The sequence below is a fragment of the Aeromicrobium sp. Root495 genome, from assembly GCF_001426755.1.
Classification (GTDB): Bacteria; Actinomycetota; Actinomycetes; order Propionibacteriales; family Nocardioidaceae; genus Aeromicrobium.
Window position 1 is genome coordinate 85,902 of record NZ_LMFJ01000002.1, and the last position, 12,803, is coordinate 98,704.

The window sequence follows — 12,803 nt, forward strand, 5'->3', positions numbered from 1 at the left end:
CGCACCGACGAGGGCCGGGCACCGACGCGATCGGTGCCCGGCCCTTTCGTCGTCCCTGCTCGTCAGCGCTTGGGACGATGGTCGACGATGCGACGCATCTTGCCGACCGACCGCTCGACGGTGTCCGGATCGACGACATCGACCCCGACCGTGACACCGATCGAGGCCTTGACGAGGCGTCTGAGCTCCGCGCCCGCCGTCCGGGCGACGTCGAGCGGCGCGGACTCCCGTCGCTCCACGAGCACCGTCAAGGAGTCGAGGTTGCCGGTGCGGTCGAGCACGCACTGGAAGTGGGGAGAGAGCTCGGGGGTGCGCAGGATGAGCTCCTCGATCTGCGTAGGGAAGAGGTTCACGCCACGCAGGATGATCATGTCGTCGGAGCGGCCGGTGATCTTCTCGATGCGCCGCATCGAGCGTGCCGTCCCTGGAAGCAGCCGCGTCAGGTCACGCGTGCGGTACCGGATGATCGGCATCGCCTGCTTGGTGAGAGACGTGAAGACGAGCTCACCTTCCTCACCGTCGGGCAGGACCTCGCCGGTGAAGGGGTCGATGATCTCGGGGTAGAAGTGGTCTTCCCAGACGTGGAGGCCGTCCTTCGTCTCCACGCACTCGCTCGCCACGCCGGGGCCGATCACCTCGGAGAGGCCGTAGATGTCGACCGCGTGCATGTCGAGCCGTTGCTCCATCTCCAGACGCATGTCGTTCGTCCAGGGCTCGGCTCCGAAGATCCCGACCTTGAGCGACGTCGAGCGGGGGTCGACGCCCTGCCGCTCCATCTCGTCGATCACCGAGAGCATGTAGGAGGGCGTGACCATGATGAGGTCGGGCTGGAAGTCCTGGATGAGCTGCACCTGGCGCTCCGTCATCCCGCCGGAGACCGGCACCACGGTGCAGCCCAGTCTCTCAGCACCGCCGTGCGCGCCCAGCCCCCCGGTGAAGAGTCCGTAGCCGTAGGCGTTGTGGAGCATGTGGCCGGCGCGGCCCCCGGCCGCCCGGATGCTGCGTGCCATGACCGAGGCCCACATGTCGAGGTCGTCGCGGGTGTAGCCCACCACGGTGGGCTTGCCGGTCGTGCCCGACGAGGCGTGCACCCGCGAGACGTCGCTCCTCGGCACCGCGAACATCCCGAACGGGTAGTTGTCGCGCAGGTCCGCCTTGGCCGTGAACGGCAGCTTGGCCAGGTCGGACAAGTCCTTCACGTCGTCGGGGTGGACACCGGCTGCGTCGAAGGAGGCCCGGTAGTGCGGAACGTTCTCGTAGGCGTGGTGCACCGACCAGCGGAGCCGGTCGAGCTGCAGGGATCGCAGCTCGTCGGTCGAGGCGGTCTCGATGGGCTCGAGGTCCCCGGGGCGGGGGCTGAGGTCGTGCATGGCTGCTCCTGCGGGACGGCGATTGCTCGTCGCCGGGCAACCGAGGGTTGGAACGGAGCGCGGCCCCTGTGCAGGGACCGCACTCCGGGCTCGAGGGTCAGAGAACGATCGTGACGACCTTCTCCTCGGTGTTGGCCAGGATGCCGCTCCAGCCGAGCTCGCGGCCGATGCCGCTGGCCTTCATGCCGCCCCACGGCAGGGCGGGGTCGATGGCGGCCCAGCCGTTGACCCAGACGGCACCGGCGCGCACCTTGGCGGCGACCGTGTGCGCCAGCGACACGTCCTGGGTCCAGATTGTCGCGGCGAGGCCGTACCGGGTGTCGTTGGCGATCTGGATCGCCTCCTCGACGGTGTCGAACGGGATGACAGCGCCCACAGGACCGAAGATCTCCTCGCGGGCGATCGTCGAGCTGTTGTCGACATCGGCGAAGATCGTCGGTCGGACGAAGAAGCCCGGCTGGTCCGGCGACGTGCCGCCGGCCACGAGACGTGCGCCCTCGGCCTTGCCCTTCTCGATGTAGCCGAGCACGCGCTCCTGCTGCTTGGCACTGACCAACGCACCGAGCGTCGTGGCCTCGTCGAACGGGTCGCCGAGCACCTGGGCATCGGCGGCCTGGCCGAGCGCCTCGACGACCGTCTCGTACAGGGAGCGGTGCACAAGGATGCGGGTGCCTGCTGCGCAGACCTCGCCCTGGTTGAAGAACAGCCCCATCGCGATCCCGTTGATGGCGGCCTCGACGTTGGCGTCCTCAAGCACGATCTGCGGGCTCTTGCCACCGAGCTCCAGCGTCACGCGCTTGAAGGTGTCAGCGGCGGTCTTCTGGATGTGGCGGCCGATCTCGGGCGAGCCCGTGAAGCTGATCTTGTCGACGTCGGCGTGCTCGACGAGTGCCTGGCCGGCCACCGGACCCAGACCGGGGACGATGTTCACGGTGCCGGCCGGGAAACCGGCCTCCTCGATCAGGGTGCCCAGGTGGAGGATCGACAGCGGCGCGTCCTCGGCGGGCTTCACCACGAGCGTGTTTCCGGCGGCCAGGGCCGGACCGAGCTTCCAGGCCGCGATCATGAGCGGCGTGTTCCACGGAATGATGGCGCCGATGACGCCCACGGGCTCACGCACCGTGTACGAGTGCGTCGCGGCCATGCCCAGGTAGCCGGCCGTCGGGATGGTCGCGCCCTGGATCTTGTCGGCCCAGCCGGCGAAGTGGCGGAACGTGGCCACCGTGTTGGGAATGTCGAGCATGCCCGGCTGTGCCACCGGCTTGCCGATGTCGAGTGCCTCGAGGCGCGCGATGATGGCTGCGTCCCGCTCCACGAGGTCGGCGAGCTTGTTCAGGAGAGCGCCTCGGGCCACGCCGGGGGTCGCGCCCCAGGCTCCGTCGAGGGCCGCGCGAGCGGCCCGGACCGCTCGGTCGACGTCGGCAGCACTTCCGGCCGCGACGCGCGCCAGGAGGGAGCCGTCGGCGGGGTTGAGGTCGTCGAAGGTCTCGGCCGCCTCGACCCACTCGCCGTCGATCAGGAGGTTGGTGGTCAGGTCGGCCTGGGGGATGGTCGTGGTCGTCATCGTGGTCCTCGTTCCGTCGGTCCGGCAGTCAGCTGCCGATGAAGGTGGGGCTCTGCTTGGCGATGAACGTCGCCACGGCGTTGCGGTGGTCGGTCGTGAGGCCCAGTCGCTTCTGCGCCTCGGACTCGGCGGCGAGCACCTCGGGCATCGACATCGACCAGGAGTCGGTGATGGCCTTCTTGACCTCGGCGTACGCAGCCGTAGGGCCCATGGCGAGCTGAGCCGCCAGGGCGTCAGCCTTGGGGACGACGTTCGTCGGCTCGGTGACGAATCCCGTGATTCCCCACTCGAGGGCCTGCTCTGGGGAGAACGGGCGGGCCAGGAGCAGAAGCTCACGTGCCCGCGCGTCGCCGACCGCACGCTGCAGCGTCCCGGCAAGGCCCGAGTCACAGGTGAGTCCGATGCCCGTGAAGGCCGTCCCGAGCTTGGCGCCCGAGGAGAACACCCGGAGGTCGCATGCCAGCGCGAAGCCGAGACCGGCGCCAAAGCATGCGCCGTTGACCGCCGCGATGACCGGCTTGGGCATGATCATGAGCGTGCGAACGATGGGGCTGTAGTGAGCGTCGACCGTGTCGAACGCCGTCTCCGGGTTCAGGCCGATGGCCTCGCCGTGCTCCTTCAGGTCCTGCCCGACGCAGAACGACGACTCGGTGCCGGTAAGCACGACGGCTCGCACGGCGTGATCATGCGCGACCTCGTTCAAGGCGTCGCGCAGCCCCACCTTGGTTGCATGGTCGAGGGCGTTCTTGCCCTCGGGCCGGTTGATCGTGACGGTGGCGACCGCCTTGCCGCGCTCGATCGTGACCGGGCCGTTCGCGTCTGACATGACAATCTCCGCTTCGCAGGAATCTTTACAGACCTTTCGGTCAGTAAATCAGACGCGTCAGCCGTTGCCAAGACCTTTTAGCGCGAAGAGATCTCCGTGACGGGCTACTCGGACCTACGGGCGCGCGCGAGATCTGCTCGCAACGCGCGGACCGTGTCGAACTGCTCGGACACGTCCCGAAGCACCGCGACGGTGCCGGTGATGGAACCGCTTTCATCACAAAGCGTCGCGAGGGTGAACTCGACCGAGATCGTCGCTCCGGCCTTCGTCAGGCCCGGCACCTTAAGCAGCTGGTCACTTCCGTAACGACTCTCACCCGTGCGCATCGTCTCGTGGAATCCCTTCCAGTGCGCTGCGCGCAACCGGTCAGGAATGATGAGGTCGAGCGACCTACCCCGCGCTTCCGGAGCCGCGAATCCGAAGATCCGCTCGGCCCCGGGCCCCCAGAACGTGATGGCTCCAGCCGCGTCGGTCGCGATGATCGCATCGGCATCGGAGCGCAGCAGCGCCAGTGCGATGCGCGTCTCGTTCTCGTTCATGGAATCGTCCTTCTCGGTCGCGAACCCTGACGAATGTCAGGCCGGGCTGGAGCGCGGCGGTGGACGACACTACGCACAGGCCTCGCTCTCACCCTGGTCGGGGCATTTTCGCGCCGAGACGGAACGATCTGCCTCACGAGTATTCCGACCCGCCGCGAAGCCTTACCGCGGTGGTGAGAGCGGCCTCGCTTCACGCCCCGTCCCCGGAACGGCTAGATCCGTGGGGTGCATCGCTTTGCCGAGCTCGGGATGGGCGGTCACGCTATCCAGCCGAGACCCATCCAGCCCAGAGGCCCGGTGCATCGCTTCCATCGACTGCCGGAAGACGTCGTCCACCGACCCTTGCAGGTGTCCTCGAGCTTCGGGAGGGATAGCGATCGACACTCCGCGAAGCAGGTCAACGGGAGACACGGGGGATCGCATGGCCGACGACTCAGCACCCTCGAGAAGGACCCGGTTCACAGCCCTGGCGGGGGCGGTGAGCTCGCCACCGGAGACGAGCTCTCGCGCAGCAGCGGCGAGAGCGACCGACGAAGCGAGATGGCTATTCAGCGCCGACAGCGCCTCACCCTTCCTATCGGCAGGTCCCTCAAAGACGACCAGAGAAAACGCGCGCTTGAGGCCGTGTGCCGCCTCAAGCGTTGCCCGTGGGACGGCTTCGGCGCCCCAGCTCAGGTCCCGCACCCGCTGCGCCACTCCCTCCCACGAGTCTGACAGCTGACTCAGCACCGGATCCAGACGAGAAGCCGTATGTGGATCGACAGCTCCGTTCCGTGCAGCGGAGCCGACCGCGATCGCGAAGCCGCTCTGCACGAGCGACTCGTGACGTGCGATGAGTGCGAGGCAGCTCGTTGACCGGTTGGTCAGCAAGGCGCGGTGCGCCTGGACGTCCCACTCGGCCACTGCCTGCGAGAGGGTCCGGATGTCAGCGCGATAATCAACGGGCCTCTGCACGACTAGGCCAACGGCCATGTTCTCCGCCGCCTCCGCACGACCCAGGGCGTCGCGGATCAGGCGGTCCTCCTGCATGAGCTCGATTGAGGGCGGGGCATCGACCAGGGTCGCCCGAAGGTCTGCCAGATGATCGCGGCAGCACTCCACCACCGTGTGGGCGGCCGACCAAAGCACGCCGGCCAGGTGCCGCTCCGCCTCGTTGAGCTCGTCGATGGTGTGGATCTGGCCACGCTGATGGGAGATGTCCTTCAACACCTTGATTACGGGTGTCAGCTCGGGATCGACCGCTCCTGGACCCGGCCACTGTCGATGACGCTGATTCGCGTCGTGAAGACCATCACCGACCAGCGCGATGCGCTCAACGTGACGACCAACATCGGTCGAGGCCGGAAGCGACGAGTGAGCCGCTCTCACTGCTGCGGTGAGGAACGGCCAGCTACGCACCAGGACGGCGGCATTTCCCGTACTTCTCATGCGAGCCTGCAGGGCGAGACGATGCGCCTGCCGGAAGGGTTCAGCCGAGGAGGCCAAGGTGCTTCACCCCTCGGTGGATGTCCGCCACACGGCCTGCGAAGTCGACCTGCTTCACATCCTCGAGGTCGCAAAGGTCGATCAGGTTCTGACAGATCCTCGGGAGCTCTCCTATCGATTGGCCCAGGCTCCACGGCTCCTCCACCTCGCGCTCTCCGACCAGGCAACGGCCCAGCATGCTCGCGAGTAGAGCATCAGTCGCCAACCGCTGAGCTTGAAAGCGACCAAGGCGGTCATGCTCTTTCCTCGACTGAATCTCAGGTAACCGGTAGGCGAGCGACCAGAGCAAGCTCACTGCGCAGCCGATGGTGTCGCGGAACGCCGGCGCCGACGATGTCGTACTCATACGTCTCCTCTTTTCGTAGTCCGACCCTTCATGGATTCATCTCGCTGAGCAGAGACGCCGACCCCTCCACACCCCTGTGGAGGAAGTACGCCACATGCCGCGACTTGTGGACACCGACTGAGAGCTCCTTTCAGCCAGCGCACTGTCGACTTGTCAGGGCCGCTCGAGGAGATTGAGGGGCCATCTCTGAGATCAACGCCAGGGAGGAACCGTGCAGAACTCACCGCGAACGCCGCGCCAAGCGGCGCCGGGGCAGTCTGGTCGGTGCGCGTCGCCGAAATGGCACTGGCTTTTCCGACTGAGTTGGCGCCTACGAGCGGTAGTCGGAACAGTTGCGATTTGGCAGAGCCTCGTCCCCACCAACCACGATCCCGCAGCAGGTCGAGCTCTCGGCGTCGCCGCCCTGCTCGCGCTGACCTATCTCGCCCCCCTCATCAGAACGTTCAAACACGGAACGACCGTCGACCGATCCGAGTAGACGTTCTATTTCTGGCAGACTCAACGCGTGCGCCAGGCTGAACGAGACAAACAATGGCCGCGACAGCGGGTGCGCCACGTTTGGGTCCAATCTCCCGAACCGCACCAGCCTCCCGATCCAGGAGTTGTCGTCGAGTGGCGCCGACAAGGCCGACAGTGGTGCTCGTGCTCGTGGTCATGGAGCGGAACCAGCGAGTCGCCGTCGTACAGCGATGGGTTGCCGCCCGGGAGCTGAGCCCCATCCGCTCTCCACCGCGTTCCGCGGATCCTTCTCGCTGGCATCTTGGCTGGCGGGATTCATGACAACTCCATGACCTCCGCCGACCGCATGAGCCGACGGGCCTCGGCAGCGGTCACGCCCGGAACCCAGTTCTCGACGTCGGCGATCCTCACGCCGACTTCCCGAGTCAGCTCGGTCAGGGCCTCACCGGCGACTGCCTCGTGCCGACCAACTGCAGCGTCTCGCTCCTCTAGCGCGACGGCAATCCGAACCCCGATCGCGCTCCGGCGCTTGTCCAGGATCTTCTGCTCGCTCCTGCGAAGTTTTTGCGTCTCTAGCGCCCTCTGGCGAGCGATCTGCCTGACTGACTGAGCCACAGTTCCCCTTTCGATCGATGACACGCCCGATAGGGCCCAGAACTGGACTGCAAGGACGCACCCCTCTCCGCAGCCCACCAACCAACCACCACACACCTCTTGCATTCCCGGTGGCTCCGCACGTCTCGCTAGCGAAAGTTCCGGCCCTGACATTGCGTGACCATGTCGCTGCACAAGCTGACCGCCGGGTCGGGGTACGACTACCTGACCCGGCAGGTCGCGGCGCTAGACGCGACCGACAAGGGCCACACCACGCTCTCGTCCTACTACTCCGAGAAGGGGGAGGCGCCGGGACGATGGGTGGGCAGCGGGCTCGCAGGCATCGAGGGTTTGTCGCGCGGCGACGTCGTGACCGCCGAGCAGATGAAGGCTCTATTCGCCTACGGGTTCCATCCCCTTGCTGAGGTTCGAGCGTCCCAGCTCGGCCCGACATCGACTGACGCCGACGTCAGGCGGGCCCGGCACCTAGGCGCCCCGTACAAGGTCTTCGCAGGAGATGTCTCGCCCTACCTTGTCGAAGTCGCTCGGCGGATCGAGGAGCTGAACGTCTTGGCGGGCCAGTCCCGAACGGCGCCGGCCCCCTCCGACGAACGAGCGCGGGTTCGCACCGAAGTTGCGCGCGAGTACTTCGAGAAGGAGCATGGCCGACCTCCCGCTTCAGCAAGAGAGCTCGCCGCCACGATCGCCCGCCACTCGCGCCCGCGGACGACAGCCGTCTCTGGCTTCGATCTCACGTTCTCCCCCGTGAAAAGCGTCTCGACCCTCTGGGCCATTGCCGATCCCTGGATCTCGGCGAGGGTCGAACGCGCGCACGACGCCGCCGTGCGCGACGCGCTTCAGTTCATCGAGTCCGAGGCGCTGTTCACCCGACGCGGAACGAATGGTGTGAGGCAGGTCGACGTCCTCGGACTCGTCGCGACCTCCTTCACGCATCGCGACTCACGTGCTGGGGATCCCGACCTCCACACCCACGTCGCCGTGGCCAACAAGGTTCAGGACGCGGAAGACGGCGCATGGCTGTCCATCGACGGCCGCCTCCTCTTCAGGTCCGCTGTCACCGCATCGGAGGTCTACAACACGGCTCTCGAGAAGCACCTGACCGGCGACCTTGGTGTGCAGTTCGTAGAGCGACCAAACGCCGATCATCGAAAGCGACCTGTGCGAGAGATCGCCGGAGTCAGCACAGCGCTGATGGAGCGGTGGTCCACGCGCCGAGCCAACATCGCCGCGCGAAAGGACGAGCTCACGGTCCGATTCCAAGCCGATCACGGCCGACCGCCCACACCCGTCGAAACCATCCAGCTCGCGCAACAAGCCACACTGGAGACTCGCGGCGCAAAGCACGAGCCTCGCTCACTTGCTGAGCAACGGGCGGCCTGGCACAGCGAAGCAGCCGAGGCCCTGGGCAGCGAGGCATCCGTCAGGGACATGGTGGATGCCTCGCTCGCACGCAGTGACAACGTCGCCGAGCAGGTGGATCGCCAGTGGATCAACCGCACCGCTGAGAAGGTCATCGACACCCTCCAGCAACGCCGCTCCACCTGGCTCATCTACCACGTTAGCGCCGAGGTGCAGCGCCGGCTCAGGTCAGCAGACCTGCGCCCAGATCAGCTCCGGGACGTCGCCAAGCTCGTCGTCGACGCTGCTCTCGAACGCTCTGTCATGGTCACGACCGACCACGACAGCACTGCTGAGCCGGTGCAGCTGCGCCGCCGAGACGGTTCGAGCGTCTACTCCGTCGCAGGGAGCACCCTCTTCAGTTCTCATCGAGTCCTCGACGCCGAGCAACGCATCGTTCGAGCCGCAGGGCTCGACAATGGGGTCCGACTGTCGCACGAGGCGGTTGAGCAGTCCATCAAGACGAGTGCAGAGCAGGGCCTCCAGCTCAACGCCGGACAAGTCGGCCTGGTGAGAGGCATGGCGACGAGCGGAGCACGGGTCCAGCTGGGCATCGCTGCTGCAGGGACGGGCAAGACGACCGCCATGCGCGCGCTGACTCGGGCATGGTGCGAAGACGATGGCAACGTCCTTGGGCTGGCTCCTTCGGCGGCCGCCGCTGCCCAGCTGCGAGAGCAGACCGGCGCGACATCAGACACTCTTGCCAAGCTCATTCATGGACAGCAGCACGGCGAACGATCCTCGCTCTCAGCTCAGATCGACTCGAGGACCCTGGTCATCATCGACGAGGCGGGGATGGCCGACACTCTGTCGCTGGACTCTGCCATCGAGCTCGCACTCTCGCGAGGAGCGTCCGTGCGACTCATCGGAGACGACCAGCAGCTCGCGGCAATCGGTGCCGGCGGAGTCCTACGAGACATTGAGTCGACCCACGGAGCCCTCCGCCTGTCGGAGCTCCTGCGGTTCAGCGATCCCGCCGAAGGAGCAGCCGGCCTCGCTCTGCGCGACGGCCTTCCCGAGGCTCTGGGCTTCTACCTCGACCATGACCGCATCCACGTCGGCGACGTCGCGACACTCACTCGGGAGGTGTTCACGGCTTGGCAGTCGGACCGCGACGATGGGCGAGACTCGATCATGCTGGCTCCCACGCGGGAGCTCACAGCCGAGCTGAACCGCCGCGCCCGGGACGCTCGCCTTCACGAGGGACTTGCCGACGGCGTCGCAGCACGACTCGCGGACGGCAACGAGGCGAGCGTCGGCGACGTCGTGCTGACCCGTCACAACGACCGACGTCTCGCCACCAGCTCCACGGACTGGGTCAAGAACGGCGACCGGTGGACCGTCGAGGCGGTGGCCGACGATGGCGCCCTCCGGGTCAAGCACACGCGGTCCGGCCTCTTCACGACCCTCCCCCATCAGTACGTGCGTCACGAGACAGAGCTCGGATATGCAACGACGGTCCACAGCGCGCAGGGCATCTCCGTAGACACCATGCACGGCATCGCGACCGGGGATGAGTCCCGCCAGCAGCTCTACACGATGTTGACTAGAGCACGCCACGAGAACCATGCGTACCTGGTGACTGCCTCCGACGGCGACCCCCACGGCCTGATCCGGCCAGAGTCCGTGCACCCACGAACGCCCACCGACATCCTCATGGGCATGCTCGCGCGCGACGGCGCCCCGCTTTCCGCGACGACACTCACTCGCGAGTCCGCCAGCCCCGAAGCCCAGCTCGGCCAGGCAGCCGCGCGCTACGAGGACGCGCTGCACTTCGCCGCCCGCGACCAGCTCGGGGCAGAGACCGTGAAGAACATCGAGATACGCGCAGAAGCTGCGGTGCCTGGCATCCGCGACGAGCCCGCGTGGCCGACTCTGATCGCACACCTCGTTCTCCGGCAGGTGCAAGGGCGCGACGCGGCAGCTGACCTCGAGCGCTGTGTGGCCGAGCGCGAGCTGGACGGGGTCGAAGACCGAGCCGCGATCCTCGACTGGCGACTCGATCCGACGGGGCTGCGCGGTCTGGCCACCGGGCCGCTGCCATGGCTGCCGTCCGTGCCATCCGCTCTCAAGGACGACCCGACCTGGGGTCCCTACCTCGATCAAAGGTCGGGCCGCGTCCTGTTGCTCGCCGACGAAGTTCGGCGCGGAGCTCTCGACGAGGTGCCCGCCTGGTGGACGACGAACTCAGCTCGGCCTTCCGACGATCTGCTCGCCGACCTCGCCATCTGGCGCGCCGCGAACGAGGTCTTGCCCGACGATCGCCGCCTCACAGGACGTCGTCTGCTCCAGAAAGCTGCCTCCGAATATCAGCACGGTCTCGATGCCCGCATCGCTCACGGCCGGACCGCTGCGACGGCGCAGTGGTGGCCCGTCATCGCCGAGGCCCAGACGCGACCAGACACCTTCACTCCCGTCCTCGCCGAGCGGCTAGCCGCTATGGGCCGCTCCGGCCTCGACGCAGCGGCACTTTTCCGACGAGCAGTTCAGGAGGGAACGCTTCCCGACGAGCACGTGTCCGCCGCGATCTGGTGGCGAGTCTCGAGGCACCTCTCACCGAAGGTGATGGACGACTCCAACCCTGAGTGGCAAGCAATCGAAGCCCCGTGGTCGGGGCTCTTGATCGACGCTCTAGGACCCGAGCCCGCCAGGACCGTGATGGGAAGCCGACAGTGGCCATCCCTCGTCGCTACGGTCGAGCAAGCCCTTGAACGCAGGTGGGAGATACATTCCCTGCTCGACGTCGCCAGGAAGGTCGTAGCCGACGATGTCGACCTGGCTCAGGCCTTGGTCTGGCAGATCGGCCTAGTGACCGACCCGATGCGCGACCTCACGCGTGAAGTTCCGGAACCCGACTGGGATCCCCCGCCTCCCGACATGGAGCTCGCCGAACCTGCGCCGCTGTCATCCGACGAGCGCCTTGAGGAGGCTGCGGCACGTCGCAGGACAATGGGCCCGCGCGAGCCGACCGACGCTCAGATCAACCGACTCATCAAGCGAGCCTGGGACGCGGACCACAGTCCCGTCTCACCGGAACGCATCCTGGAGCTCAACGAGATGGCTGCACAGTTCTTCGAGAACCGCCTTCAAGGTTCGTGGGCCCACGAACACGTTCAAACGCGTCTCGGCCAAAACGTTGCCGGTGACGAGCGGTTCCGCGTTGGGTTCGCCCCGGCCGACTGGACTGCGCTGGTCAACCACTTCCGGAGTGCAGGCGTGAGTGAGGAGGAGATGATCACGGCCGACCTCGCGCAGCGTGCGTCAACCGGACGTCTCATCGACCGCTTCCGCGACCGCGTGGTCCTGCCGATCATCGACCACGGCGCAGTGTTGGGCTTCGTCGGCCGCCGAAACCCACTCGAGGAATCCCCGAAGGCCGGCCCGAAGTACCTGAACACTCGAGACACCGTCGCCTTCCACAAGGGCGCGCAGCTGTTCGGCATCCCTGACGACCACGCTCTCGAGGGTTCCATCCCCGTCCTGGTCGAAGGACCGTTTGACGCACTTGCCGTCACCCTCGCGAGCGGCGGAGCCTTCCTCGGCGTCGCCCCACTCGGCACTGCCTTGACCGACGAACAAGCAGCACAGTTGGGTCGCATCGCCGTAGATCCAGTCGTCGCCACCGATGGAGACATCCCGGGATACGTCGCCGCCGAGAGGGCGTACTGGCTCCTCGGCGCCCACGATCTTCAGCCTCGCCGCATCCCTATCGATGCTGGCGACGACCCCTCAGAGCTTTATGAACGGGAGGGCCCTGCGGCTCTTGTCGCCAAGCTCCAGGAGAGCGAAGCGCTCGCCAGCAGCCTGGTTCGAGAACGCCTACAAGACGTCGACGATCCCAACCGGCTTGCGTCGTCGGTCGCGGAGGTCCTTGTACTCCGGCCGCCGCAGACGTGGCTGGGGTCTATCGAAGACCTCGCCGGCGAGCAGAGCCTCGATGTCGATGACCTGACGAGGAGCATGGCCGAAAAGGCAGAGTCGCTCGCAGACGATCGGAATCGCTTTCTCAACGACCGACTCGGGGAGATTTCGGAGCTCCGGCAACGCCTTGCGCCTAAGTCCTCTGGCGTCGCAGGATCAAAGGAAGTCTCTTCGCGTCAGTTCAGGTCTGTAACCCAGCATGATCCGCGGCAGCACTCCCCGCTCCGGAGTTCGGAAGCACGAAGAGAGAACCCCCGATAGCGGATCGACGGGCTGATCG

8 protein-coding genes are annotated in these 12,803 nt (G+C 66.7%); 1 reads left to right on the top strand and 7 read right to left on the bottom strand.

Annotated features, from left to right (window positions below):
- Positions 1 to 62: 62 nt before the first annotated feature.
- From paaK to ASD11_RS14530, 7 genes are all read right to left on the bottom strand, one after another.
- Positions 63 to 1,370 (bottom strand): phenylacetate--CoA ligase PaaK, encoded by a 1,308-nt coding sequence (gene paaK, locus ASD11_RS14500; RefSeq protein ID WP_056289136.1) that lies wholly within the window; start codon positions 1,368 to 1,370, stop codon positions 63 to 65.
- A gap of 97 nt (positions 1,371 to 1,467) precedes the next feature.
- Entirely contained in the window at positions 1,468 to 2,934 is a 1,467-nt protein-coding gene (gene styD / locus ASD11_RS14505; RefSeq protein ID WP_056289137.1) for a phenylacetaldehyde dehydrogenase StyD, read from the bottom strand.
- A gap of 28 nt (positions 2,935 to 2,962) precedes the next feature.
- On the bottom strand, positions 2,963 to 3,760 hold the full coding sequence (locus ASD11_RS14510) for an enoyl-CoA hydratase/isomerase family protein (RefSeq protein ID WP_056289140.1): 798 nt from the start codon (positions 3,758 to 3,760) through the stop codon (positions 2,963 to 2,965).
- Between the two features lie 104 nt (positions 3,761 to 3,864).
- Positions 3,865 to 4,299: a PAS domain-containing protein gene (locus ASD11_RS14515; RefSeq protein ID WP_056289142.1), complete on the bottom strand. Its 435-nt coding sequence runs from the start codon at positions 4,297 to 4,299 to the stop codon at positions 3,865 to 3,867.
- A gap of 162 nt (positions 4,300 to 4,461) precedes the next feature.
- Entirely contained in the window at positions 4,462 to 5,727 is a 1,266-nt protein-coding gene (locus tag ASD11_RS14520; RefSeq protein ID WP_156464797.1) for a hypothetical protein, read from the bottom strand.
- 40 nt (positions 5,728 to 5,767) lie between these two features.
- On the bottom strand, positions 5,768 to 6,130 hold the full coding sequence (locus tag ASD11_RS14525; RefSeq protein ID WP_056289147.1) for a hypothetical protein: 363 nt from the start codon (positions 6,128 to 6,130) through the stop codon (positions 5,768 to 5,770).
- 774 nt (positions 6,131 to 6,904) lie between these two features.
- A complete protein-coding gene (locus ASD11_RS14530; protein WP_235503364.1) occupies positions 6,905 to 7,228 on the bottom strand; it encodes a hypothetical protein in 324 nt (107 codons plus the stop codon).
- Positions 7,229 to 7,366: 138 nt separating this feature from the next.
- Here ASD11_RS14530 and mobF point away from each other — a divergent pair, with 138 nt between their 5' ends.
- Positions 7,367 to 12,784 carry a MobF family relaxase gene (mobF, locus tag ASD11_RS14535; protein ID WP_156464798.1) on the top strand — a complete coding sequence of 1,806 codons (5,418 nt, stop codon included), beginning with the start codon at positions 7,367 to 7,369 and terminating at the stop codon, positions 12,782 to 12,784.
- Positions 12,785 to 12,803 lie beyond the last annotated feature (19 nt).

Bases quoted from the DNA above. Each gene is read 5' to 3' on its own strand.
- mobF (WP_156464798.1), top strand. From the start codon at position 7,367: ATGTCGCTGCACAAGCTGACCGCCGGGTCGGGGTACGACTACCTGACC.
- styD (WP_056289137.1), bottom strand. From the start codon at position 2,934: ATGACGACCACGACCATCCCCCAGGCCGACCTGACCACCAACCTCCTG.
- ASD11_RS14510 (WP_056289140.1), bottom strand. From the start codon at position 3,760: ATGTCAGACGCGAACGGCCCGGTCACGATCGAGCGCGGCAAGGCGGTC.
- paaK (WP_056289136.1), bottom strand. From the start codon at position 1,370: ATGCACGACCTCAGCCCCCGCCCCGGGGACCTCGAGCCCATCGAGACC.
- ASD11_RS14515 (WP_056289142.1), bottom strand. From the start codon at position 4,299: ATGAACGAGAACGAGACGCGCATCGCACTGGCGCTGCTGCGCTCCGAT.
- ASD11_RS14520 (WP_156464797.1), bottom strand. From the start codon at position 5,727: ATGAGAAGTACGGGAAATGCCGCCGTCCTGGTGCGTAGCTGGCCGTTC.
- ASD11_RS14525 (WP_056289147.1), bottom strand. From the start codon at position 6,130: ATGAGTACGACATCGTCGGCGCCGGCGTTCCGCGACACCATCGGCTGC.